This is a genomic window from Niastella sp. sgz303648, from assembly GCF_059587045.1.
On the sequence record NZ_JCAPSW010000002.1, the window covers coordinates 119,863 to 146,231 of the forward strand.

A 26,369-nucleotide genomic window follows, 5' to 3' on the forward strand; every position below is an offset into this window, starting at 1 on the left:
TGGTTTGAAGTTTGCGGTTGCTGCCGCGCTTTGGAGTTTCATTATTAAGATCAAACACCTTAACTGTTTAACAGGATCAAAATTGCACGGCAAGTTTCACCGAAAGAACCACAAACCACAAACTTCAAACCACAAACACTTTACAATCCGATATAATCCCGGTTATGATCTCTGAACACGCTATGGTAATGTATCTGGCTGCTGATAACTACACCTGTCTGGCAAATAAATTCAATCCACACACTGGGACCGTCGATACGCACATAGTCTGTGTTTGTAGTAAAGAATGAACTTGCATTGCCCGATGTTCCGCTGGTGTTGCTGGCATAACACACATATGTATTCGCCAGTTCGTTGGTATAAATCGTAGTAAATTTTGCAGCAGATGCCGAATCAAGGTCATTTATCCAGGGCGCCATAGCGGCCAGTACTGTAGCCTGTGCGGTACTGCTTAAGGTGCTTACCTGAATGCCCTGTTTGGTAGTGGGGAACGTATTGGTAGTAGAACCCGGCACCATTGTTACATCAGAGAATGTTCCGGAAATTTTAGCGCTTGCCAGTTCTGTTGAAGTAAAGGATGCCAGCATATTGGCCATTACCGATGCTTCAGTCGCAAGAGGGGATGCGTAGGTTGTTCCATTATAGGTAAAGGAACCATGCGGCTCAACGCCCTGATGCGATGGAGTAATGCTGGTTACCGAACCGGCGTCGTAAGTGATGTTGGCTGCATAGTGGTGACCGCCGTATTGCAACATCCATTTACCGGTAGTGCTGGGCGTTCCCAGGAATGCAATAATATAATTACCCGAAGAATAACCGCCGCTTGAAAGAGTACCTAAATAATCATCGGCTGTATTGATGGTGATAAACTCATCGTACCCTTCGCCGGTTGAAGTGCCTGCCGCTGCCTGAATTACTGCTTTGGCTGCGGCCAGCTGGGTGCTGGTCAAACTGGTGAATGCCAAACCATTCCGGCACGATACGCCACAGGGAAGGTTTGACCACCGTTTGGCATTGGTAAGATTTAATGTCAACACCACACTTGATTGCTGTGCGCTTGTTAGTGTTGCCAGAAATGCGTTGGCCAGGCACACTACTTTTGCAACGCCTGTTTCGGAAGAACAACTGCTGGTTGTTGATGCCGCGTTTACTGTTAATGACAGGCTGCAGCTTTGTCCGCCGAAACTAATCGCAAATGATGCGGTACCCGATGATGTCGGCGTACCCGAAATGGCATACGTTAAATTGCCTGCACCGCTGGCCAGTGTGCCTGCCTGCAGGGTTGCAGTTAAACCGGTAACACCGGTTGATGAAATGGCTGATCCTGCACTATAGGCTACGCTGTTGCCACCTGTATAGGCAACAGTGGCTGTTCCTGAGTAGGCGGTACTAATGGTTGCGGTGGCCGAAAAAGTAGCCGATGTACAGGTTAATGCGGTAATGCTTGCGCTTGAGCTGGCAGAAGTATCGCTGTTTTTTTTACAGGCAAATACAATCATCGTACAAATTAAAACTGCCGAAGCGCTCCAGGTGATCTTGCGTTGATTCATATTCTTTTCGTTGGGTTTGAGAATGTGGTTTTTCAGTAATTCGTTGTGTTTTTTAATCAGTTTAATGTGCAGATGGATCGGAAATGTTATGCGGGGTTTATTCGGCTATAGCCGGTTAGGGGTGAATTGGAAAAATCCTGTGGCGAATTGGCGAGTGAAGAATTTCTCGCGCCAGGGCGTCCCGCCATAGCGGGACAAAGCTTTTTCTTAGCGTCCTTATAGATCGCGAAGCGATCAACTTTGTGCCTCAGCGCCTTTGCGAGAAATAAAAAGATAATAGAACTCAGAACTTATTTGCCAAAAACAGAAAAGAAACTTTCCTCATAACTCGTGCCAATAGGTAGCTCTTCTCCTGCAATGTAGATCGTTTTGTTGCGAACAGTTTCTATACGCGTGAGGGAAACAATATAGGAGCGGTGAACTCGGATAAATTTAGAAGCAGTTAGCTTGTCCTGAAGGGCTTTCATGGTCATTCGAACAACCACCGGTTTTTGCTGGTGCAAATGAATTTTCAGGTAATTATCGAGCCCTTCAATAAAAAGTATATCATCCGATAAAATTTTTACAAGACCGTAATCTACCCGTAGCACCAGGTATTTTCCATCGGGTAGCTCCTGTTGTGTTGAAAACCGGTAAAAGTCATTGGCTTTTTGCACGGCCTGCTCAAATCGTTTGAATGTAAAAGGTTTTAACAGGTAATCTACCGCATTGAGGTTATAACTTTCCACGGCATATTCGCTGTACGAAGTGGTAAATATGACCATCGATTGTTGCGGAATGGATTTATAAAACTCAATACCCGATAAAGACGGCATATTGATATCGAGGAAAATTAAATCGACCGGAAATTTTTCAAGATAGCTGAAAGCCTCACTGGTTTTAGTGAATGTTTTTACCAGTTCAATAGTACCTGCCCTGTTGCAAAATGTTTCAATAATCTCCAGCGCAGGCGGCTCATCATCCAATGCTATGGCTTTTATCATATCAGCGTAATTGTAAGATCAACGGAAAAATAGCTGTTGTTATCCTGAATAATTATATGGTGTTTGGAAGGATACAGCAGCTGCAGCCGCTCTTTGGTGTTTGTAATGCCAATACCCGTTGAACCGGTATTGTTAATTGTTTTTACTTTTTTGTTGAACACCTGCAGATGCACATCCTGTTTTTCAATATTGATCGCGATACGAATTTCCGAATCCTCATCGGGATTGATACCGTACTTAAACGCATTTTCAATAAAAGTGATCAATAGCAGCGGGGCTATTTCCTTTCCTTCGGCATTACCTGTTGTTGTAAAATAAATGCGCGCCGTATTGCCTACACGCGATTTTTGCAGGTCGATATAATTACCGATGTAATTCAATTCTTTTTCAAGGGCCACCTTATTGTTGTGGGCGTCTTTAATAATATACCGCATCAGCTCTGATAAATTGATGACGGCATCGGCCGTTTTATCATCTTTTTTTACAGCCAGCGCGTAAATACTGTTGAGCGTATTGAATAAAAAATGCGGATTGATCTGTGCTTTTAACGACGATAGTTCTGCATTGAGTTTATCCTCCTGTGCCTGAAATAATCGTTGTCGTATCCGAAGCAGCAATGAAAACAGAATAACGGCTAAAAAAAGAAATATATGATGTTTTACTTCCTGAATGAACCAGGAGCCTTTTGGCGGGGGAGGGATCCAGTGTTCAGCATTTTTGGGCATATCGTATACCTCTTGTCGCGGTTCCATAGGATTATAGCCGGTACATAATGAAGGCAGCAGGGTAATAGCCAAAAAGCCGGCAGCTATGCAAAGTGCATAAATTATGAACTGCCTGCGTAAGTAAATACGCGGTATCAGCAAATAATAGTTCAGATAAAAGAAGGCCAGTATTAATGCATTGGCAATGAAATCTCTTATCGTAGGTTTTGAAAAAAGAAAGCCAATTTCTTCCGGTGGATGGGGAAATAGAAAAACAGGCAAAGCCAGCGCGGCCAGGCATCCGGCAATGTGGTAAATATACAGGCGTTTGCTGCTTTTCATACCGGTAAAATTAAGCAGTTATAGTTTTAATGCACCGTTTGGCGTTAAAACAATTGTGGTGAAATAAGGGAATGTTGGGGCAAGTGCTGCCCGGGCCGGAATGCCGTTACATTCATGCCATTTCAAAGCCGCCCAACATCCAGTTACAAAATGATTCGGTGCGGCCAAAGCTGGTGATCGTGTCGTGGATAGTTTCGGGCTTCAATACAACCTGCATTCTTGATTTGCTGGCAGGCAATAACTTTTCTATAGCAGAAATATTAATGATAAACTGCCGGTTGATGCGAAAGAACAGGGAAGGGTTCAGTTGCTGCTCCAGGCGTTCCAACGTAAAACCCGTATTGTATTTTACATGCTGAAAAGTAACCAGGTAAACAATTTTATTTTCTGTGAAAAAATAGGCCACCTCTTCTGCCGGTACTAATTTCATTTGCCGGCCTATAGTCACCAGAAATCTTTCCTGATACGAAACCTTACCGGTTATTGTGGCAGGTTTAATTGTTGTTTCAGGCTTCATAGATGAAAAAAAAGTTTCATACCGGTTAAGCGCTTCTGTTAGTTCTTCTTTTTTGACAGGCTTCAACAAATAATAGATACCATTAGCCTTAAATACATCAATCGCATTTTTCTCATATTCGCCTATGAAAATTACCGGTGGTTTTTCCCTTAAATTATTAAATATGTCAAAACTTAACCCATCGGGCAACTCTATTACTGAGAAGATCAGATCGGGCAGTTGATTTTTTTGAAGCCAATGTGCGGCAGTTTTAATATCCCTGCAATAGCCGCTTATTTTCATTGCAGGCGCAATCTCATTTAATAATTTTTCAAGATGTTTTATAGCCTGGGAATCCTGATCGATAATTAGTATGCGCATATTGTTTATATAACAACTTATACGCCGTTTTCTTTCTTTTGGTTGCTGAATTTTATTTCATTTGTTTTCACATTAAGTTATTTTTAATAGCTGCCAGTACTGATGGCTGCTGTTTATTGTTAAACTGACAATATATCATCCTGTGCAATATTTTTGACATTATTGATCTTTTTAATAAAAAAAGTTTTACCACTCAGCCTGTAAAAAACGGCTATCCGGAATTGAATTTCTACCAATGAGTATTTTGAAACTATATCATGATAATATCTGCATAGAAATTGAGTTTATAACAAAAGCGGATGATCTTGTCCGTTTTATAATCTTATGAAAACTACTGTGAAATCAGGTCTGATTATTTCGTTTGTTATAACAGCGCTCCTTGTTGCAACCTGTAAACATGAAATTCCGATAACGAACAAAGACGATGGTAATAACCCGCCGGTAAACAACGATACCTGCGGCACCATTGTATTTACTTATTCAGGCGCCGTGGCGCCGCTGATGACTACCTATTGTATAAAATGCCATAACGCTACCACTTCCCGTGCAGGAATAGATTTAAGTAACTACGACAGTGTAAAGGTTGTTGCCCTTAATGGAAGGCTGCTGGGCAGTATTAAACAGGCAACAGGATATAAACCAATGCCACCGGGAAGTAATAAACCAACGGGTTGCCAGATACTTCAAATTGAAAAATGGGTCCAGGCCGGGTCCGCAAATAACTAAAACTTATATGAATATCCAACGAATACCATTCCTGCCAAACAGGAGGGGATGGCTCATTTTGCCTGTTATAACTGTAATGACTATAGCAATGACAGGCTGTTATTACGATAAAGCTGATTTACTTTACCCTAACAGCGCTGTTGACTGTTCTACAGTATCAGCCACTTTCAGCAAAGTGCAACCAATTATAACGGGCAAATGCGGTACTTCCGGTTGTCACAATGCACAAAGTGCAGCAGGTGGTACGGTGCTGGAAACCTTTGACCAGATCAAAGCAAAAGCCGACAGGATCAACCAACGGGCGATTGTTGAAAAAACAATGCCGCCCGGAACGGCGCTGTCATCAGAAGAAATAGCCATCTTAAAATGCTGGATCAGCTCGGGCACACCTAATAACTAAACGATACCCACTATGCGTTCATGGAAAAAAATAGTAACAGTAGTGATCATACTGGCGCTTGCAGGGGCAGGCTATGGATGGTACCAGTATCAAAAAGCACCTCCTGATATAAGAAAGCAAAAGGGCGGTATTGAAATAACTGCAGTTGATCTGTTAAAAGCATTTCAGCAGAACGAAATGGCCGGCAACGCGAAATATGTTGACAAGGTATTGATTGTGACAGGAACGGTCACCGATATACAAACCGATAGCAGCGGACAGGCAACGGTATACCTGCAAACCAACGACCAGCTTGCTGCTGTAACCTGCAGTTTTTATCAAAATGATGAAGGTGTTAAAAAAATAAAAGCCGGTTCCTCTGCACGTATAAAAGGAGTATGCACCGGCATGTTAACAGATGTTGTATTAAATAAATGCAGCCTTGTGGAATAAGGTTGCCTGTAAAATTAAATGCTAATTCTATGAAGCAAACGCTGATAGCTATTGTATTATTCATTCTTGCACTTCCGGTTTTTTCACAGAAAAGATACTTTACAAAAACTGGTCAAATAAATTTTGCTGCCGGTACAGGGGAGGATATTGATGGAATTAATAAATCCACTACCAGCGTATTTGATGCCGGAACCGGTCAAATAGAGTTTGCGGTGCTGGTAAAAGGGTTCGAATTTAAAAGAGCTTTGATGCAGGAGCACTTCAATGAAAATTATATGGAAAGCGACAAATTCCCCAAATCGGTTTTCAAAGGCAAAATTGTCAATATAGATAAAGTAAATTTTCAGAAAGACGGCAGTTACCCGGTAACCGTAAAAGGCGTGCTGGATATGCATGGGGTAAAAAAAGAAATAGAAACAACCGGCACATTTAAAGTAACCGGTGAAGCCGTTCATTCGGATGCTTCATTTACCGTGTTACTGGCCGATTATAAAATAGACATACCCTCACTGGTAAAAGATAAAATTTCTCAAACAGTTACCATAAAAGTAAACTGTAACTATAATGTACTCAGGTAAAATTAAATATTGGAACATGCAAAAATTGGTGCTCGGACTGTTACTGGTAACTGTTTCGCAAATGGCGTTTGCGCAGGACGATTTATTGTCTCTGGTCGACAAAAACGACACGATAAAAAAAGAGCGGGTTACCAATGCATTTAAATCTTCCCGCGTGATCAACGGACATTCTATAGAATTTTTAGGTAAAGGCGTGCTTGATTTTCGCATTCTGCATCGCTTTGGTGAAGTTAGTTCGGGTGTGAATAACCTCTTTGGTCTTGACCAGGCCAGCATGCGTTTTGGTTTGGATTATGGCATATTGAACAATCTGACCGTAGGTTTTGGCCGGAGCAACGTGGGTAAAGAGCTAGACGGATTTATCAAATTCTGCCCCGTATGGCAATCTACCGGTCCGGGCTCTTTTCCATTTTCAATTGTTTTGGTAAGTGGTGTAACGCTGGGTACCCAGTCGTGGAGCGATACCACCCGGAAAAATTATTTCAGCAGCCGGATGGCATTTTACAATGAAGTGATCCTTGGCCGCAAGTTCAGTGAACGCTTTAGCCTGCAGGTGGCCCCGCTTTTTATACATAGGAACCTGGTACAACTGGCTACTGATGAAAACGACGTGTATGCCCTGGGTATTGGAACACGGTTCAAACTATCAAAGCGAATAGCTTTTGTTGCAGATTATCATTATATCGTAAAAGGACTCGATAAAAAATTGTACAAAGACCCCTTATCTATAGGTTTCGATATTGAAACAGGCGGGCATGTATTTCAATTGCATTTTTCCAATGCCACAGGTATGAACGAAAAAGCCTTTATTACCAATACTACAGGCAACTGGGCAAAAGGAGAAGTGCGTTTTGGATTCAATTTATCGCGGGTATTTACCGTAAGGAAATCCCGTTAAATTGCAAAACGCAGAACGCAAAACGCAGAGCGCAGAACGCTGAACGCCGAATGCAAAACGCAGAACGCAGAGTGCAGAATGCAAAACACTAAACGTGCAACATAAATACTATATTCGGTTTTCGGCGTCAAGCCTTCAGCGTTGAGTGTTTTTAATCAAAAAAATCCTCCCATTTAATTTCCTGTTCCAATTCTTTTGGGCCCAAAGGTATTTTCACCACCCGGACCCTGTTTATTTGTACATGAGTATATTTAAAATCGCCGTTCCAGGTTTCATAAGGGAATACAGACAGTAAGTCGGAAATCGCCCTGTTTTTTGCCTCGTTCAATGATACCTTTTCGTAGGTTGATATGCTGCATAGCACATAGTGTTTGGGACTGTTTTCAACAGAATCGTATATCTGTATTTTGATGGCGCCTAATTCGGCAAGCGGGGTTTGCATCAAACTATCTGTATAATATTTGCTAAGGGTTGCATTGAAAGTATTTTCTACATAGTTATCATAGGGATCATCCTGCTCTTTTATAAATTTAATCACTCCAACCGTTGCCGCTGCAACTACTCCCAGCATAACAAAAAACAGGACAATATTTATGGGGGGGTATCTTTTTGAGGAACATAACTATTTATTCTTTAAAAAATTAAATGTACTCCATCGATCTATAAGGTTATAGTTTTTTCAGGAATAATTTCAGCAGGTGCGGGGTATTTCTTTACAATCTGTTTTGCCGTATTTTCGCGCGCAGATTGTGCCAATGAAAAAAAATACCATGATACAGACGCCAAACGCAGAACGCGAAACGCAGAACGCGGAATGCGAAACGCTGAACGCAGAACGCAAAACGCTGAACGAGGAACGCGAAACGCAAAACCCAATACGCGAAACGCTGAACGCAGAATGCCAAACGCAAATACAACACTCGGCTTTCAGCGTTAAGCCTTCGGCGCTAAGCAAGTTTTCAGCCTTCGGCGTTATGCGTTTAGTGTTCAGCATTTTTCTATTCTTCGCTCAGTTGCAGCATTCAACAGCCCAATCGATCATTATTGATGGTAATGCTGGGGGCAAACGCTTTGATGGTATCGGCGCTGTAAGCGGCGGCGGCGCTACCTCGGTATTGTTGAAAGACTATCCGGTAGTGCAACGAAACGAGGTGCTCGATCTTTTATTCAAACCTAAGTTCGGTGCTTCGTTATCAGCTTTATTGATTGAAGTGCCCGGTGATGGAAATTCAACACAAGGTAGCGAGCCCAGCCACATGCACACAAAGAACGATGAAAATTATTACCGCGGGTACGAATGGTGGATTATGAAAGAAGCCAAAAAAAGAAATCCGGCCATAACGCTCGATGCCAATGGATGGAGCGCTCCCCGTTGGGTAGGTGACAATCAATACTGGTCGCAGGACATGTGCGATTATTATGTGAAATGGATAAAGGGACTTAAAAATGTTCATGGTCTTACACTCGATGCCATAGGTTGCCGCAATGAAAAAGGCGTAAACTATGATTTTGTAAAGAAGTTACGCAGCACGCTCAACGCAAACGGATTGGCGAATGTAAAGATCCATGCGTTCGATAACTGGACAAAAGATAAATTCGACTGGTGCAGAGACATGAAAACCGATTCTGTATTAAGGGCATCCGTAGATATTATGAGCGCCCACACCATGTATGAAATAGCCACGCCGCCCGATATTATTCAGTTAAGCAGTGAATTAAATAAGCCCATCTGGAATTCGGAAGAGCATGTATATAAAGAAGGCTTTGATTGCGAAATAAGTCTTGTAGAATCTTTTAATAAAAACTTTATCGAAAGCGGCGCTACCAAAATTGTGAACTGGTACCTCGTGGGTTCAACCTATAGTATTGAACCATTTGCCGAAACGCCTGCTATCATGATCGCCCGTGAACCCTGGAGTGGACATTATTATACAAGAGAAGTGATGTGGGGGTATGCCCATTACGGACAATTCACCGAACCAGGTTGGCAATATGTAAACGGCGCCTGCGGAAAACTGAATGCAGGTGGCACATACGTAACATTGAAATCACCCACCGGCGATTATAGTATGATTATCGAAACAAAAGGCGCATCGCAGAGTCAGAAAATCACCTGTAATATTACCGGGGGATTATCGGCCGGCAATCTGTGCGTTTGGAAAAGCAATGCCACTGCTCAATTTATTAAACAGGCCGACATTGTTCCTGTGAACGGAAGTTTTGAAATAACCCTTGAGCCCAATTCGGTGTATTCAGTTTCAACTACCCGCGGACAGCAAAAAGGATCATTTGAAAAAATTCCTGTTTCAAAACCTTTTCCATTGCCTTATTACGAATCATTTGATGAATATAAAAATGCCAAACAATGGGGCTATTTACCAAACTATACGGCTGATATAGCCGGCGTGTTTGAAATTGCCGAACGTACCGATAAAAAAGGAAAATGTTTGCGCCAGGTGATCCGTGATATTCCACAAAGCTGGGCCCCTGAATGGATGCCCTATACGATTATAGGAGATTCCAGCTGGGACAACTATGATGTAAATGCAGATGTATATATCGAAAATAAAGGTTCGGCAGGATTAATGGGCAGGGTAAATGCTACAGGCCCCGGATACGGCTGCCAGCCGAATGGCTATTATATGCTTATGACCGAACAGGGTGATTGTGCCTTATACTGCGTAACACAGGATAGTAAAGTGAAACCACGCTTACTGGCATCGGGCAAAGCAGCCAAAGTTTCGGCCAACACCTGGCATACAATGAAACTGCGTTTTGCAGGTTCAACCATAAAAGGCTTTGTTGATAATGTTCAGGTGCTTCAGGCGATGGATACAACATTTACAAAAGGAATGGCCGGACTGCTGACGGCCGATGAAAACGGCGCCAGATGTACAGCACAATTTGATAACCTCGTAATTGCCAAACAAGGTACTGCCAAAGTGGTGGCCAGGAGTATTGCAAAAGGCGTTGAACCTATTTATCCGGTTACCGGTTCCCGGATTCCTGGTAACCGGAAACCGGTAACTGGCAACCGGTAACCCACAAAGGCCTTTTGCTCGGCATTGTGCTGTTGGTTACCGGAGTATTACTGGTAGTAATGAAATATCCGTATATTAATTATTACAAGGTGGTTCCTAAAACGAGTATGTTTCTCATTGTTACACTTATAAATATAAAATTTGGTAATAAGCCCTACTCCAAAACCGCTTACTATGCCCTGATCATATTAACGCTGGCGGCAGCCTGCCTGGCTGTTTACAGAATGTAGTGCTGATGACCCCATAGTTATTGCGAATAATTTTTATTTATTCATTTATTTACTACTGATACATTATTGACGGTTTTTCGGTTACTAAATTCCGTCATTAAGCAGACAAAATTCGTTTTGAGGGCGAAAGCTATTTTCGGATTGCAATGATTTGTAAGTTTTATGGGTCTAACAGAACTTTAAAACTACACACATGAAGAAAATTCTAAGCCTGACTATTCTGCTTATGGTCATGATTACATTGCATGCCCAGGAAAAAACGGTCACGGGTACCGTTCAGGATCAAAGTGGTGATCCTGTTCCCTACGCCACAGTCCTCGACAAAGCCACCCGAAGAGCGGTACAAACTAATTCGGATGGCTCATTCAGCATCAAAATAAAAGATAAAGGCAGCCTCATTATTTCTGCCATTGGTTTTGCAACCCGAACGGTTGCCGTTACAGGTGTTACCATGCAAATAGTTTTGCAACGGGGCGGAGATGAAATGGAGGAAGTAGTGGTAACGGCCCTGGGTGTTCGCCGTAAGGCCGATGCGCTTTCCTATGCATCGCAGGGAATTAAAAGCGATAAGCTGAGCGTAACCCGTATGACAGATGTGAACAATGCCCTGGCAGGTAAAATTGCCGGTGTACAAATACGTTCACAATCGGGAGCAAAATTAGGCGAGAACTCAGGCATTCGTATCAGGGGCGTGGGTTCTATCAAAGATAAAAGTGCTTTGTATATTGTAGATGGTACCCCCATTGACGATATCAGTGCATTGAACCTCGATGATGTAGATGAAATTCAGGTTTTAAAAGGCCCTGCCGCCACCGCCATTTATGGCCAGCGGGCCGATGCGGGTGTGATCATGATCACCACCAAAGAGGCTAAGAAAAGACCAGGTGTTGGTGTTGAGCTCAATTCAAGCGCTGTGCTCAATACATTAGGTATTACCCCTGAATATCAAAACGAATATTCGGGCGGAACAGCCGGTTATGGTTTTCAGACTTTTAAATGGACCACGGGAATGCCAGACGAATGGAAACCGCTGGATGGAAAAAAGTACCACACGTATTACGACGATGCTTCCTGGGGACCCAAAATGGATGGCAGCGAATACATTCCCTGGTATGCCTGGTTTCCGGGAACAAAATATTCATTCAAAACGGCTAATTTAACGCCGCAAAAAAATAACGTTCGCGATTTTTACGATAAGGGATTACAGCTGCTTAATAATATAGCATTGAGTAAAACCGGCGATGGCTACAGTGTACGCTTTTCTTATACCAATCAAAATGAAACCGGACTGATCCCTCATTCCAGTTTGAATAAACATGCTTTGTCAACAAAAGCTTCGGTAGACCTTACGAAACGGCTCACTGCACATGCCAATATCAATTTTGTGAGCCAGAAAGTAAACGGAGAATTTTCTGATACTTATGGTAATAATGCATCGGGGTCGTTTAACCAATGGTTTCACCGCGACCTTGATATTAATATCTTAAAAGAATTACGCTTTTTAAAATCTCCCGACGGAAAACTTACCAACTGGAACCTCGATGACCACAATGGCATCAGTCCCGAAACCATCAACAACGGAAGCCTGTACTGGATGAATCCCTTTGCCTATTATGAACTGTCTTCAGCTGTTCGAAAAAATGATCGCTTTTTTGGCGATGTGGGATTGAGTTACAAAATTACCAATCATTTAAAGCTGGCCGGTTTTGTAAGGCGAAGCCAGAATGAAGAAAATTATGAATCGAAATTACCGGTGATTTTTGAAATCAGTACTGCCGATGGTCAAACGCCGCTGGCTTATAACGAAAATGCCACTACAAGACCAGTACGGGCTACTTATAAAAGGAATTTCAAAAAAACAATCGAAAACAACTATGAACTGCTTGGCAGCTACGATGAAAAATTCGGCGATTTTTCTGTAGAAGTGAATGTGGGCGGTAACATTCGTAAAAACGTTGTTACTTATCTTAACAACAATACCCGTGGCGGGTTGGTAGTTCCCGATTTGTTTACCATAGCCAATAGTAAAGGAACACCCTTCAACGAAAGTATAACCACCAATAAAATAGTTCGTTCGGTATATGGCCGAAGCTCTGTTAACTGGAACGACATTGCGATCCTTGATTTTTCATTGCGCAACGACTGGAGCTCGGCGCTTCCTGTAAATGCCAACTCGTATTTGTATCCTTCGGTGGGCGCCGGTTTTATTTTTACAAAATTCCTGAATCCAACACTGCCCTGGTTAAGCTTTGCTAAAGTAAGAGGAAGCTGGGCAGAAGTGGGTTCTGACCTTGATCCCTACAATACCGCGCTTACTTATAAAATCGATCAGGGATCATGGAATGGTAATATCACTATGCCGGTTCCCGATAGATTGATCGACCCGAATATTAAACCATCTCTTTCTTCGGCCTATGAAACCGGTATTGATCTGCGTTTTTTAAAGAATCGCATAAGCTTCAACGCAACATATTACACCGAAACAAAGAAAGACGAAATACTCGAAGTACCGATTGCATCGGCAAGTGGTTTTAAAACCAAGATCATCAATGCCGGTAAGCTCGAAAGAAAAGGGGTGGAACTGACTTTGGAAGGCACTGCCATTCAAACAAAGAATTTTCAATGGAGAGCTATGGTGAACTGGGCCCGAAATACATCGAAAGTAATTGAGTTGACGCCCGGTATCGATGTATACGTAGTAGGAAGAAGCGATTACAACAGGGAAAGCCGTGGCTATGCCGATTACGCTCCCGTGGCCACGCATGTTGCCGGAGGCGAATGGGGTCAGTTAAGAGGAAGAGGTATTCAGTATATAGATGGAAAGCCCGTTATTAATCCGGCTACTGGTTTATATGCTTTCGAAAACAATAAAAATTTCGGAACCGTGTTGCCCGATTTCACAGGAGGCGTTTTTAACCAGTTCTCCTATAAAAATATCACCCTTGCTTTATCGGTAGATTTCAGCAAAGGCGGTAAATATTATTCCCTTTCTGAATTCTGGGGATCTTATTCAGGATTATATGCCAACACAGCCGGTTTAAACGACAAAGGAAAACCTGTTCGTGACCCGGTTGCCGATGGCGGTGGTATTCATTTAAAAGGCGTGGATAATAATAAAGCGCCGGTCGATATGTATGTTGAGGCCATTGATTATTTTATTGGAAATGGTGGTAATGCGGTGCATGAAAATTATGTGCACGACGCCAGTTTTGTAAAGCTACGTGAAGTGAGCCTGGGATATGCCTTCCCGGTAAAAACAATGGGAAGCCTTTCAAAATACCTGCAAAACCTGCAGCTGTCGGCCTTTGCAAGAAATCCCTGGCTGATATATACTGCCAACAAAAACTTCGATCCTTCTGAGTTTGTTGGTTTGTATGGCGAATCGGGTCAGCTGCCACCGGCCCGGTCTTATGGCCTCACATTAAAAGTTGGATTTTAATTTAAAAAAGGAATTATTTATGACACAAAGCAAATCGATCTTATATAAATTTCTGATGCCTGGTCTTTTAATGATTTCAGGCTGCAAAAAGTTTGGCGATACCAATGTTAATCCAAACGAATCGGATAAACCCGTGACCTCGGCGTTGCTTACAAAAGCCCAGAGTACCCTGGCCACGGTAGGCATGTCGAGCAATATGTCGTATTACACACAATTTTATTCGCAGGTGCAATACCCCGGCGACCAGTTGTATGCGCAAACCAATGTGGGTTGGGACGATTTATACTCAGGGCCGCTTATGGATTTAAAATCGATGATTGATGTAAATACGGCTAATCCGGATCCTGCAGCGCTTTCGGGCAATACTAAGAACCAGATTCAGATTGCAAGGATATTGAAAGCATACATATATATGTCGCTTACCGACAGATATGGCGATATCCCTTATAGCAATGCGTTGCAGGGTGTTCCAAAAATTCAGTACGATAAACAACAGGATATTTATAACGACCTGCTCAAAGAATTAAAAGAAGCCATTGCCGGATTTGAAAATACCGGCGCTGCTGTTAAAGGCGATGTTATTTATAACGGCGAACTGGCAAACTGGAAATTCTTTGCCAACTCCCTGCGCATGGCGCTTGCCATGAACCTGTCGAAAATTGACGCCAATAAAAGTAAAACCGAATTTGTTGCTGCATTACAGGATGCCGGTGGTTATATAAAAGAAAATGCGCAGAATTTTGCATTGCAGTTTCCCGGCGGTACGTACAATTATCCCTTTTATAATTTAACAGGGGCTTCGGAATTAGCCATTGCTGCTACTATAAGCACAAAACTGAATACATATAGCGATCCCAGGGTGTTTGCATATGGTGAAGCGGTAGGAGGGAAGGTGAAGGGGATACCTTACGGATTTAGCAGGGCGAATAACCTTACCTGGTTAAACACCAACCCCGATTATAGCAAAGCATATGGCACGAACTATAAAAAGGCAACTTCAACAGCTACCATTTTACCGGCTGCTTATGTATACCTGCTCAGGGCCGAGGCGCAAATGCGCTATAATACGGGTGAGGATGCCTATATACTGTTGCGCGACGGTATTCAAAAATCGTTTGATCAATGGGGGGTGTCGGGCGATGCAACGGCTTACCTCGCAGCCCTTGGCGTATCGTCTGCCGCAGATGTAACCATCAACATCATACAGGAACAAAAATGGATCGCTTTATTCGGAAGCAGTCAGTTTGCCTGGAATGAATGGCGCAGAACCGGTGTGCCTGATCTTCTTCCTGCACCGGATGCACAGAATGCCAGCGGAAAAATTCCGCGCCGGTATGCGTATCCTACAACAGAAGACAATTTGAATAAAGAAGCATACAATGCCGCTGTATCTGCCATGCCTTATCCTGGTGGCGATGTTCACGATAACAGGGTTTGGTGGGATAAGCCGTAGCAGACAAATTGTTTGATGGTTAAATTGTTTGATTGTTGGGTTGCTGAGTTTCTGAGACCATTAAGATTCTCGACAGCCCAACAATCAAGCCATCAAACAATCAAACCATCGAAGTGCTAAGCGTTCTGCATCCAGCTACGGAAAGAGGAGGCCGAATCCTGGCTTACAATAACCGGGGTTAAATAATGTGCAATGTTTACCTGTATTTTATTTTTCTCGTGGGTGGAAAAGCTTTTGATGTAATTAATGTTGAGAATATATTGCCGGTTGGCCCTGAAAAAAATTTCAGGGTCTAACATAAGATCGAGTTCGGTAAGACTTCTTTCTGAAAAATACCATTTGCCTTCTTTATCCAGTACCTGTACTGTTTTATTTCGCGAATAGAACAGAATAATATCCTGCCGTAACAAAGAATACACTTCCCCGCGTTTATTTACCAGCAGTCTTTTTTTATGTATCGCAGAAGCTTCATTGCTTTCCATACCAGACGATATCTGTTGTTGTGAAAGTTTATTCAGTATAATGTGAAGCGCCAGTTTGCGAACGGGCTTAATTATATAAGCCATTTGTTTATAGTTGAAAACGTCGAGTAAAAATTTGTCATATTCGGTAGTGAAAATTACCGGTGTATTCACTTTTACTTTATTAAAGATATCGAAACAAACGCCATCAGTAAGGTTTACATCACTGAAAATGATATCAACCGGCCGCGATCTTTCGCTGCTCAAAAAAGCAATTCCGTCTGCCACACTGGTAATCACTTCTTCAATTTGTAAATCCGGGCGAACCTCATGAAGTTGTTTTACCAGATGACGAACCTGCAGTAGTTCATCTTCGATGATAATAGCTTTGGTCATACCTTAAGGTTGGTGTGTGATGCGCTTCCCTTATAGTCTGCTTCGGTTATACAATAAAGATATTGATTGTTTTACACTAAATGGTTTGTGCTATCGATGAAATGCGGTATATAAAGGGTTGAAGTGAGGTTGTACGTTACCGTTAAACCTGATTATTTCGTTTTTGTTCGGTAATTTCCCCGCTTCAGGCGGTTTTATTAAGAATATTAAAAACAGAGGAGGAACTTACAGGCAGATCTCATGCGAAGCCGGATTTTTAATCTCATAGATCCGGCACAGTTTTTAAAAGTGTAAAACGGGCAGTGTCTACTGCCTGGTTTTTTGTGAAAGCAAAAAAACGCAGATATGATTTTTTTGTAATGAATATTTCAGTAAATGTCGAAATCCTGAGCGACGTGTTCGACACTGGCGAAAGCCTGCCTGACTGTCGGCGGGCCTGCCCAACTTTTGGCGGGTCGAAGGAAGGCTAAGGTCGCCTTCCGAATACCGCACCTCTTAATAATGCAATTAGTAAAGTAAAAACGGCCGAGCCTACAACAGCCCAAATAACCGGAAAAGTTTTTCCACCCACTTTAATAGCGAAGATTTCAGGCAACCCGAATTTACCGGCGATCCACAGTCCGATATAAGCGCCGATAAAACCAACCACAATAGAAACAAGGCAGCCGCCGAGGTCGTAACCGGCCAGGGATTGTCCTATCGAACCGCAAATAGCGGCAATTACAAGAAGGATCAGAAATTCGGTAAGTGTCATAACAAATGCTTTGTTGATCGTTATAATTGCAATTTGGGTGCCGTAGTTGCAGGTTTGCCAAAAACGGGTAAGTGCTTATATAAATGTATTGAAAATTTGCAATAAAAAAATCCCGCCATGAACGAAACCATGGCGGGACGTGTGTGTGATTATAATTGCTGTTATTTTCCGGATCTATTGTTTCAGCAATTTTTTATGGAATAACAGGGTATTTCCTGACGATACATCCAGTACGTACATGCCTTTTGCAATGCCCGCCGGCAAATTAATACTGAGCGAATGATTGCCCGCCCCTAACAATTCATTGGTTGTATAAACCGGCCGGCCCGATAAATCGAGTAACCGTATCTGAATCGACTGTTGGGTTTTTAACTGCAATTGCAGGTTCAAACTTTTATCAAACGGGTTAGGTACTACCTGTATACTCATTCCGTTTACATCGAGCCTTATAATGCCCGAATAGCTGCTGCTGCCGCCGTTTTGTACAATCTTTAACCGGTAGTAACGTATGGCCGACAGGTTGTTGGTAACATCTGTGTACCGGTAGCTGTTGAGGACGCCGGTATTTCCTTTGCCGGGTACTTTTCCCAGCGTTGTAAATGAACTGCCGGTTTCGCTGTATTCAATTTCGTAGTAAGCTACATTTTCATCTCCCGTCATCGACCAGTTTAAAAGCGACTGTCCGTTGTTTAGACTGCCTTTGAATTTCAGATCATTTAAGATCAGCAACTGATCGGTAACAAAACAGGTAGGCGTTTGGCCAACGCTATCGGGATCGCTTGAGTTAACAAATATGATATTGCCATCATCGTCGAGCAGGGTAATTTTCGATTGGTTACAAACTGTTTTTAACGGCTCGGTAACCACTTTAAAGGTTACTACCGCTGCATTGGCTGCACCGGGCTTCAGGATGCCGGCCTGCTCTCCTGCAGTATTTACATAGGTGCCTCCTGTAACAGAATATGGCATGGCCCCGCTAACATCTGACACAGCTGAACCGTTCAGGGTTGTTGAGCCAGCCAGGTAATGTGTTGAAGAAGGAATATAATCATACAGTTTTACAACGGCAGCATTAAGATTACCGCTGTTTTTTATTGTAATGATATATTTAACGGTATCGCCACCCACTACCGTTGAACTTCCATTTACATTTACGAATGTTTTACTGGCAGTTATCAAAGGCGATAATACCGGGAAAGAACAACTGGTATAATCACCGGCCCAATAAACATTGGTGGTACCGCTGTTAACCTGTGTTAAGGCCATGGTGTTCAGGTCAACTTTAAGCACACTCTGATAACCTCCGCCAACATATACATCACCCGAAGCTTCGATAGCCAGCGAATAGGAATCGCCGGGCGAAGGACTGGTGGTGCCGAGGTAAACGGCTACTCGTGTTGAAGGGTTTATTTTGTACATAGCGCCCGAATGCGCAATCAGGTACAGCTTTCCTGAACCGTCGCCAAAAATATCTCCCCCCTGTTCAGATAAAATATCGTGTGAGGAAGTATTGGAAGCATCGTTGATCAGCGATCCTAATCGATTGATGACAGGTACATTCGATGAGTTGATAGAAAATTGTATAAGATCGTTTGCATTGGAGGTGAGGGCATATCCATAACCATCCGAAGAAAAACCCATACGGTTGATGCCGCAGCCTCCGCAGGTACTTGTTTCAAGCGGATATCCAACATAAGAATAAGCACGGGGCGTTGAATAGTTTAAGTCGATATAACCGAGCGGCGGCGAGCTGGTGCCCTGGTTCACAAAATAGATGCGGTTCTTACTTTTGTCGTAGGCAATGGCTGCCGGGGTCGCATACAAAGTGCCGCTTGTAAGCGCTGCGCCGGTATTGGCATTATAACAGGGGCCCGATGTACCGTTGTAATAAACAGTTGTTGCCTGCCCTGTAGTAGGGTCTACATCTCTGAGCTGGGTATATACGTTGCTTGTTGGTGTGGCGCCGGTACTCTGGAAAATGGTTGAACACAGTGCATCCTCAATAAGATTCGTAAATACCGTATTGGATTGTTTAACAAACGAAGTGTTACTATTGTAGGTAGCATCAACGGTTGCGGTGTTTCTAATACTTCCGGCATTGGCGGTAACCGTAACACTGAAAGTAATAGTAGCCGTTTTATTAACTCCTAATATCCCTGAGCCATTCGATGATGTATTGATGAGCCCTCCATTGGCATAGGGCATTTTACCACTCACATCGGCAACAGCTGAACCATTCAGCGTTGTTGAGCCGGCTACATACGATACCCCTGCCGGGATATTATCGTATAGTTTGGAGGCGGTAAAATTGCTCGAAGAGGTGTTTTTAACGGTGATTGTATATATCAATACATCACCATCTGATGCTAATGAACCATCACCGCCTATTGTAAAGTTTATTACAGATTTGGTGAGCGTCATTGATTGTGCATGCAGGCCTGCAGCCATACTGCATAGCAATAGGGATAGAAGCAGGGCTTTCAAGGGATTAAGTTTTAACATAAAGGGTTCCGGATTTACACACGGGAAAAACAAGTAATATAATCGGTGTAAACATACTCTTTATTGTTCCCACAATGAAATAGATGTGGATAAATTTTAAAGTAATCTTATTATAAAGCAGTTATACATTAACGAAGGATTTATTAAATGACCTAAAATATTTTATAAATACTTATTAAAATGTTCTACATTATATAATGATAACTTCAGGAACTTATTTAAAGAAATTGTAATGAGTTGGTATTGTATTCATATTCAGTCAGATATCTTTTGTGAAGAACAATACCCCGGTCAAAGTGCTTAATTATGTAATTTTAAGGTGTCAATAAACCTATGTTGAACGGAATCCTCTACTGGTATATTTTTGTAATAATAGCCCTTATCGCATGGTTTGTGTTGAAGAGGTATTATTTGCGTAATCGTCCGCGCTTACCGGTATTACTGTATCGCAGCGTTTCGGATAATGACAATAATACCAATGAAACAACAATCGATGTAACCCGGCTCGAATCTCATTTTAATTACCTTCTTAATGAGGGTTATTGTCCCGTATTTTTAAATGAGCTGATCAAATATGCTCATTCCGGAAAACCGTTACCTCCCAATCCTGTTTTAATAACGTTTGATGGCGGATATCGTAACAATTATACGCTTATGTATCCGCTGTTGAAAAACTACGGCATGAAGGCCAATATATTCCTGGTACCTTCTCTGGTGCAAAACGAAAATGAACAAACTATTGAAATAGCTAATGAATATCTGCACCTGAAAGATATTAACGCCATTGATCCGCAGTTGATAGAATTTGGTTTTCAGTCGTTCGATAATAAAAACTTTAACGACTTATCGATTGATGAAATTAATGTTGATATCGTAAAGAGTATTGATCTGCTGCAATCGATGAGGATTCCTTTTCAGTCATGCATGGCCTTTTCGCAGGGCACATTTCCCACCTTGAATCCGTTAAAGCGGTACCGGCTTTTGAAAACACTTACCAAAAATAAAATTGCGCTGGCCTTTCAAACAGGCAACCGCCTGAACGAATTGCCTCTGCAGAATTATTTATTGATTCAGCGGCTGCCGGTTAATGGCACCATTTCTTTGGAAAAATTTGTGAAGCTGTTGCACAAAGGATAACCAATGTTACCAGTTGCCGGTTCCCGGTAACTGGCAACCGGCAACTAATTTTTATCTGTGCCCTCCTGCGGTAAAACCTGGCTTAATTCAACGGTTTCTTTTTCTGATTACTTCTTCTTCTTTGGGAACAAACTCACTGCCATCGGGGCGTTTCACCCGCTCAACTACAAACATGAATTTCACGCAAAAGAAGGGCAGCCAAAAATCATCGCACCGGGGCGACGGGTTATAACTTCGCAAACAAAATTCTTCTGAATTGGTATTGGCATCGGCATCGGGTGCTTCGTTGGTTGTAATGGCGCAGGCGCTTTTTAGCAGGCAATATTGCCGGCCGTTATCGTTGATGATCACAACTATAGGCCGGTGAAGTGGAATGTCTCTTACACTGGTTACCGGTAACAATCTGCCCAGTACAAGGCTTCCGGCGGGGATCGACCGGTGGGTATTATCAGTCATGCTATCGCCCTCGTTCGGAAACCAGAAATATCGCTCGCCTTCTTTTTTTTCTTCGGCATCAACATAATACCTGGCTTTACCGAGGGCGGCATCCAATGCCTGTTCAAATTCCTGATCACTCCGTTTCATAGCCGGGTTTTTGAATTATAAAGATACGCATAACACCCCGATAGGCGGGTGGTTGCATACAGGCCCTGAAAAGGTGATCAAAAAGGGGTATTGGTAATGACTATAATCAGCCTCCGTATAAGATTTCTGGTTCACCTTCGACAATTCAACATAAAATTCAAACTATAGAAAACATAAAAAAACATACTTATGCTACAGATTGACTGGATCATTATACTCCTGTATTTTATCATAGTCTCTTTTTACGGCTACTGGATCTACAAGCGTAAAAAGCAGGCTGAAGCTTCATCTGCCGACTTTTTCCTGGCAGAAGGCTCGCTCAGCTGGTGGGCCATCGGCGCATCGCTGATCGCTTCGAACATTTCTGCCGAGCAAATGACCGGTATGAGCGGATCGGGTTTTCAACTGGGGCTTGCCATTTCTTCCTATGAGTGGATGGCCGCGCTTACCCTCATCATCGTTGCGGTATTCTTTATGCCTGTGTACCTGAAGAACAGGATATTTACCATGCCGCAATTTTTGAATGAGCGATACAATTCCAGTGTAGCCCTGATCATGGCCGTATTCTGGTTGCTGCTGTATATTGTTGTTAACCTGTTGTCGATACTTTACCTCGGAGCAGTAGCGATTTCAGGTATTACAGGGTGGGACTTTACGCTTTGTGTGTTTATACTGGCGATCTTTTCAGTTTTTATTGCATTGGGCGGAATGAAAGTTGTTGGATATACATCCGCCATACAGGTGTTCTTTTTAGTAGTAAGCGGTTTTATAGCCCTGTATATTTCATTAAATCTGATTGGCGGAGGAAGTGGTATTGTAAAAGGTTTTTCTATACTGCGGTCAGATACCTCGGACCATTTTCATATGATATTTAAAAAAGACAGTCCGTTTTATAAAGATCTTCCGGGCATAAGTGTACTGATCGGTGGTATGTGGATCGCCAACCTGAACTACTGGGGATGCAATCAGTACATTACGCAGCGTGCCCTGGGCGCCAGTTTGCCCGTGGCCAGAAAAGGCATTTTGTTTGCCGCTTTTTTAAAAATGCTCATGCCGGTTATTATTGTAATTCCCGGTATTGCTATTTACTATTTGTATCAGCATAGTATGATCGACAATTCGCTGATCGATATTACCAAGGATGGACAGACCGTTGCCGATAGCAATAAAGCCTATCCCGCATTATTAAAGTTGCTGCCTGCCGGTGTAAAAGGCGTTACCGTAGCGGCTTTTGCGGCAACCGTTATTGCTTCACTGGCCGCCAAAGTAAACAGCATCAGCACCATTTTTACGCTGGACATTTATAAAAAGGTGTACAACAAAGAGGCTTCTGAAAAAAAATTAGTGAATATGGGTAAGGTCGCTATTGTTGTTTCTACCTTTATCGGTATTCTGCTTACACTGGGTTTGGGTGATGCCCTGATGGGCGAAGGCAAGCAGGGATTCCAGTACATACAGGAATATACCGGTTTTGTATCGCCCGGTATTTTCGCCATGTTCCTGTTGGGTTTCTTCTGGAAAAAAACTACATCCAATGCCGCGTTGTTCGCTACCATTGGCGGTTTTATATTTTCTGTAGTACTCAAGTTCCTGCCCGGTATTATCAATCTTGATTTTCTGCAGTCCGCAGGTTTTGCGGTGGCGAATGCAAAAGGAGTATTTGAAATTCCGTTCCTCGACAGAATGGCGATCGTATTTGTGCTTTGTATAATAGGCATGTATATTATAAGTATCATCGAAAACAGAAAAGGCGTAACCCCGCACGGGTTGGTAATAGATGCCAAAATGTTCAAAACCTCTACTGGTTTTGCCGTTGGCGCTTTGATCATCATCGGGTTGCTGGTTGCCTTATATACGGCTTTCTGGTAACAGGGGCTGGTTTACTATACATTACCGATGCATTTATTTCAATAAGCCAGGCCAGGTTTGTTGAAATAAATGCATTTTTATTTTATTATTTATGGGGGTGCAGGATAAATGGAGGGGGTAAACATTAAGCCGCAGATTTTTTGTGATCTGCATTTGCCCCGATGATTTTGATTCCGGGTGCTATTTCCTAAAAGGTATGTGGATAAAATTATACGTTATTCCATAGGGAACAGGTATCATTGTTGTCTTATAGCAACACTCAATTTTGTACCTATGATTAAAAGGGCGCTGATTGTAATTATATTATTAATGGGTAGCTGCTGGCTGGTTTTTTCGCAAAACAATTCACTGTCGCAAAGTGTAAAACGCGGAGAGGAAGTATACAAAAACATTTGTCATATCTGTCATATGGATAATGGACTGGGCCAGCCGGGTTTATATCCGCCGCTGGCAAAATCAGATTTTTTACTGAAAGATGCAAGCCGGGCCATTGGTATTGTGGTGAACGGATTGAATGGCGAAATAACCGTGAACGGAAAGATGTATAACCTCGATATGCCCCCTCAAACCCAGTTAACCGATCAGCAGGTGGCCGATGTATTGAACTTTGTGCGCAACAGCTGGGGCAATAAGGCAAAAGCAATTACGGCTGTGCAGGTGAGGAGTAAAAGGCAATAGGCAATGGGCAATAGGCAGTGGCAAGTGGTGTAGTGGCGAGTAGGGATCGTGAAGCGATCAACTTAGCGCCTTAGCGCCTTTGCGAGAAACAAAAAATGCAAAGGGTGAGTTCCTCTCAGGATACCCACCCTTGCTGAAATCACTAAATTCCCGCATCAGCAACCTCTGGTTACACGTCGTTCATATTAAAAGGCAATTTTCTGATTCGTTTGCCTGTTAAATCAAATATGGCATTGCACAGGGCAGGGGCAAAGGGTGGCAACCCCGGTTCGCCAACACCGCCGGGCTTTTCATCATTCTCCATAATATGCACTTCTATTTCGGGTACATCTGTTATGCGCGGCATCGGGTACTTGTCGAAGTTTTGTTCTACCGCCTTTCCATCATCAAAATGGGTTTCATGTATGGCGGCAGCGCCAAGCGCCATTACAATGCTTCCTTCGACCTGCGCTTTTATAATATCGGGATTAACATACCAGCCGCAATCCATTACCGCCACTATGCGGTCGATCTTAATTTTACCATCGGGCTTACGCGAAACTTTCACGGCTTCGCCTACAATGCTTTTAAAACATTCGGTTATAGCCACGCCCCAGCCTTCATTTTTGGCCCGCGATTTCCATCCTGTTTTTTCTTCTATGGTGCTGATCAGTGCCTGGTAACGCTCATCCCACAAATGCTGGCGCCTGAAATCGAGCGGATCTTTTTCGGCTGCATGTGCCAGTTCATCTATAAAACTTTCATAGGCAAAACCATTGGTTGAAGAATATACCGAACGCCACCACATAACAGGTATGGGCGATTCGGTTGGAATATCGGCAAAGCTATAATGATCAATGGCGTTAAAATATGGTTCCGGCAACCCTTCGGTGGTGCTTCCGTTAAAATGCGCTTTATCGGCATGGGGCCACTGGTGGTCCATATTCTGCGATGCCATTTTTGTTTGAAAGGCGGCAATGCGTCCGTCGTTTATTGCTGCCTTGCATTCATACACGGCGCCGGGTCGAAAAGGGCCCTGTGTTGTATCGTCTTCACGCGTCCATACCACCTGTACAGGTGCTTTTATTTCTTTCGATATCAGGGCAGCTTCTGCGGTATAGTCGGTAAATGCTTTGCGCCCGAAACCGCCACCTAAGAATGTCATATGCACTTTAATATTTTCTACCGGCATTTTTAAACGATCACTCAGGTCGCGTTGTATCCAGTCGGGCCCCTGTATAGGACCCCATATTTCACAGCTGTTCTCTTTTACATCGGCCACGCAATTCAGCGGCTCCATGCAGGCATGGGCTTCGTAAGGCGTTTCATAAACGGCTTCGAGTTTCTTATCAGATTTTGCATATACGGCTTCAAAGTTGCCTCCTGTTCGTTGCGATAAGCCTGTTTTTTTTACATCTTCCTTCATGCGGTTATACAGGGCTGTGGTACTCAGGTGTTCAAAGCCGGTATCGTCCCATTCTACTTTCAATGCCTTTCGGGCCTGCATGGCGGCCCAGGTGCTGTCGGCTACAATGGCCACACCTTCGCGTACCGTATCAAATACCGGCATTTGCACTTTAAAAATATGTTTAACGCCCGGCATAGTTTTAGCGGCGCTGTCGTCGTAACTTTTTACTTTCCCTAAAAAGCGCGGGTTGCGTTCTACTACGGCATACAACATGCCGGGCAATCTTTTATCAAGACCAAACTCAGCTTTGCCATTTACCTTTACTGGCGTATCCTGACGTTGCAATGGCTTGCCGATGATGCTGTAATTTTTTCTTTCTTTCAGCGTCACCTGTTTGGGTGGTGTTAGCTTCGAAGCTTCTTCTACCAGCTCGCCGTAACCGAATTTTCGGCTGGTGGGGCGGTGAATAACCTGACTGTTTTGTGCAAAGCATTCTTCTTTTGGTACATTCCATTTTTTGGCGGCGGCTTCTATCAGCATTTCGCGGGCGGTGGCGCCGGTGCGTAATAATTGTTTCCAGGCCGAACGAACGGTAGAGCTTCCTCCGGTTGTCTGGCTGCCGTATTTTTTTTGATCGCCGGGTGCAAATAAAATGCTTACCTGATCGAGGTTTACTTCCAGTTCTTCGGCAATTATTTGCGGTACTGCCTGAAAAGAACCCTGGCCCATTTCGGAGCGGTGATTGAGTAAAGTTACTTTACCGGTTTTATCGATCGATATCCAGGCCGTTAGATCAATGCCCAGCGTATCGGCTGTTTCGGCGGTGATGATGGCTTCGCTTTCAGCTGCCAATGCAGGAAAGTAAAAACCTATGGTTAGTGCGGCGCCGGTTAATCCTGATAATCGCAGGAACGTACGCCGGTTGATGGAGTTAGTTGGTTGCATAT

22 protein-coding genes are annotated in these 26,369 nt (G+C 43.1%); 12 read left to right on the forward strand and 10 right to left on the reverse strand.

What is annotated here, in order from left to right:
* Positions 1-140 precede the first annotated feature (140 nt).
* The 4 genes from AC59IL_RS05175 to AC59IL_RS05190 all read right to left on the reverse strand — a co-directional run bounded on the left by AC59IL_RS05175 (position 141) and on the right by AC59IL_RS05190 (position 4,456).
* A complete protein-coding gene (locus AC59IL_RS05175; protein WP_496551027.1) occupies positions 141-1,550 on the reverse strand; it encodes a DUF3500 domain-containing protein in 1,410 nt (469 codons plus the stop codon).
* A 290-nt stretch (positions 1,551-1,840) separates the two neighbouring features.
* Positions 1,841-2,533 carry a LytR/AlgR family response regulator transcription factor gene (locus AC59IL_RS05180; protein ID WP_496551028.1) on the reverse strand — a complete coding sequence of 231 codons (693 nt, stop codon included), beginning with the start codon at positions 2,531-2,533 and terminating at the stop codon, positions 1,841-1,843.
* Complete coding sequence (locus AC59IL_RS05185) at positions 2,530-3,579, reverse strand: sensor histidine kinase (protein ID WP_496551029.1); 1,050 nt, start codon at positions 3,577-3,579, stop codon at positions 2,530-2,532. The genes AC59IL_RS05180 and AC59IL_RS05185 overlap by 4 nt, the downstream gene beginning before the upstream one ends.
* Before the next feature lie 112 nt (positions 3,580-3,691).
* The gene (locus tag AC59IL_RS05190; protein ID WP_496551030.1) at positions 3,692-4,456 is read right to left on the reverse strand and encodes a LytR/AlgR family response regulator transcription factor; all 765 of its coding nucleotides are present in this window, start codon (positions 4,454-4,456) and stop codon (positions 3,692-3,694) included.
* Between the two features lie 336 nt (positions 4,457-4,792).
* Here AC59IL_RS05190 and AC59IL_RS05195 point away from each other — a divergent pair, with 336 nt between their 5' ends.
* Genes AC59IL_RS05195 through AC59IL_RS05215 form a run of 5 tightly spaced genes read left to right on the forward strand, consistent with a single transcriptional unit; the run spans position 4,793 to position 7,490 of the window.
* Entirely contained in the window at positions 4,793-5,182 is a 390-nt protein-coding gene (locus AC59IL_RS05195; protein ID WP_496551031.1) for a hypothetical protein, read from the forward strand.
* A gap of 7 nt (positions 5,183-5,189) precedes the next feature.
* Positions 5,190-5,582 (forward strand): hypothetical protein, encoded by a 393-nt coding sequence (locus tag AC59IL_RS05200; RefSeq protein ID WP_496551032.1) that lies wholly within the window; start codon positions 5,190-5,192, stop codon positions 5,580-5,582.
* Positions 5,583-5,594: 12 nt separating this feature from the next.
* Positions 5,595-6,014 (forward strand): OB-fold protein, encoded by a 420-nt coding sequence (locus tag AC59IL_RS05205; RefSeq protein WP_496551033.1) that lies wholly within the window; start codon positions 5,595-5,597, stop codon positions 6,012-6,014.
* A 29-nt stretch (positions 6,015-6,043) separates the two neighbouring features.
* Positions 6,044-6,592 (forward strand): YceI family protein, encoded by a 549-nt coding sequence (locus AC59IL_RS05210; RefSeq protein ID WP_496551034.1) that lies wholly within the window; start codon positions 6,044-6,046, stop codon positions 6,590-6,592.
* A 16-nt stretch (positions 6,593-6,608) separates the two neighbouring features.
* Positions 6,609-7,490 (forward strand): DUF5777 family beta-barrel protein, encoded by an 882-nt coding sequence (locus AC59IL_RS05215; protein ID WP_496551035.1) that lies wholly within the window; start codon positions 6,609-6,611, stop codon positions 7,488-7,490.
* Positions 7,491-7,641: 151 nt separating this feature from the next.
* On the opposite strand, the gene AC59IL_RS05220 is transcribed toward AC59IL_RS05215, so the two are convergent.
* Entirely contained in the window at positions 7,642-8,061 is a 420-nt protein-coding gene (locus AC59IL_RS05220) for a hypothetical protein (RefSeq protein WP_496551036.1), read from the reverse strand.
* A 199-nt stretch (positions 8,062-8,260) separates the two neighbouring features.
* On the opposite strand from AC59IL_RS05220, the gene AC59IL_RS05225 reads away from it, so the two are divergent.
* From AC59IL_RS05225 to AC59IL_RS05240, 4 genes are all read left to right on the forward strand, one after another.
* On the forward strand, positions 8,261-10,531 hold the full coding sequence (locus tag AC59IL_RS05225; RefSeq protein ID WP_496551037.1) for a galactocerebrosidase: 2,271 nt from the start codon (positions 8,261-8,263) through the stop codon (positions 10,529-10,531).
* A 14-nt stretch (positions 10,532-10,545) separates the two neighbouring features.
* Positions 10,546-10,761 (forward strand): hypothetical protein, encoded by a 216-nt coding sequence (locus tag AC59IL_RS05230; protein ID WP_496551038.1) that lies wholly within the window; start codon positions 10,546-10,548, stop codon positions 10,759-10,761.
* Between the two features lie 193 nt (positions 10,762-10,954).
* Entirely contained in the window at positions 10,955-14,200 is a 3,246-nt protein-coding gene (locus tag AC59IL_RS05235) for a SusC/RagA family TonB-linked outer membrane protein (protein WP_496551039.1), read from the forward strand.
* Positions 14,201-14,219: 19 nt separating this feature from the next.
* On the forward strand, positions 14,220-15,653 hold the full coding sequence (locus tag AC59IL_RS05240; protein WP_496551040.1) for a SusD/RagB family nutrient-binding outer membrane lipoprotein: 1,434 nt from the start codon (positions 14,220-14,222) through the stop codon (positions 15,651-15,653).
* Positions 15,654-15,769: 116 nt separating this feature from the next.
* On the opposite strand, the gene AC59IL_RS05245 is transcribed toward AC59IL_RS05240, so the two are convergent.
* The 3 genes from AC59IL_RS05245 to AC59IL_RS05255 all read right to left on the reverse strand — a co-directional run bounded on the left by AC59IL_RS05245 (position 15,770) and on the right by AC59IL_RS05255 (position 19,748).
* Positions 15,770-16,510: a LytR/AlgR family response regulator transcription factor gene (locus tag AC59IL_RS05245; protein WP_496551041.1), complete on the reverse strand. Its 741-nt coding sequence runs from the start codon at positions 16,508-16,510 to the stop codon at positions 15,770-15,772.
* 466 nt (positions 16,511-16,976) lie between these two features.
* Positions 16,977-17,264 (reverse strand): GlsB/YeaQ/YmgE family stress response membrane protein, encoded by a 288-nt coding sequence (locus tag AC59IL_RS05250; RefSeq protein WP_496551042.1) that lies wholly within the window; start codon positions 17,262-17,264, stop codon positions 16,977-16,979.
* A gap of 174 nt (positions 17,265-17,438) precedes the next feature.
* Positions 17,439-19,748: a T9SS type A sorting domain-containing protein gene (locus AC59IL_RS05255; RefSeq protein WP_496551043.1), complete on the reverse strand. Its 2,310-nt coding sequence runs from the start codon at positions 19,746-19,748 to the stop codon at positions 17,439-17,441.
* A gap of 351 nt (positions 19,749-20,099) precedes the next feature.
* Between AC59IL_RS05255 and AC59IL_RS05260 the strand changes: the two genes are divergently transcribed.
* On the forward strand, positions 20,100-20,903 hold the full coding sequence (locus tag AC59IL_RS05260; protein WP_496551044.1) for a polysaccharide deacetylase family protein: 804 nt from the start codon (positions 20,100-20,102) through the stop codon (positions 20,901-20,903).
* Positions 20,904-20,990: 87 nt separating this feature from the next.
* Here AC59IL_RS05260 and AC59IL_RS05265 read toward each other — a convergent pair whose 3' ends face one another.
* Positions 20,991-21,488 carry a hypothetical protein gene (locus AC59IL_RS05265; RefSeq protein ID WP_496551045.1) on the reverse strand — a complete coding sequence of 166 codons (498 nt, stop codon included), beginning with the start codon at positions 21,486-21,488 and terminating at the stop codon, positions 20,991-20,993.
* A gap of 189 nt (positions 21,489-21,677) precedes the next feature.
* Here AC59IL_RS05265 and AC59IL_RS05270 point away from each other — a divergent pair, with 189 nt between their 5' ends.
* On the forward strand, positions 21,678-23,357 hold the full coding sequence (locus AC59IL_RS05270) for a sodium:solute symporter family transporter (RefSeq protein ID WP_496551046.1): 1,680 nt from the start codon (positions 21,678-21,680) through the stop codon (positions 23,355-23,357).
* A 273-nt stretch (positions 23,358-23,630) separates the two neighbouring features.
* A complete protein-coding gene (locus AC59IL_RS05275; RefSeq protein WP_496551047.1) occupies positions 23,631-24,035 on the forward strand; it encodes a c-type cytochrome in 405 nt (134 codons plus the stop codon).
* 169 nt (positions 24,036-24,204) lie between these two features.
* Here AC59IL_RS05275 and AC59IL_RS05280 read toward each other — a convergent pair whose 3' ends face one another.
* Complete coding sequence (locus AC59IL_RS05280) at positions 24,205-26,367, reverse strand: xanthine dehydrogenase family protein molybdopterin-binding subunit (protein ID WP_496551048.1); 2,163 nt, start codon at positions 26,365-26,367, stop codon at positions 24,205-24,207.
* Positions 26,368-26,369: the final 2 nt, after the last annotated feature.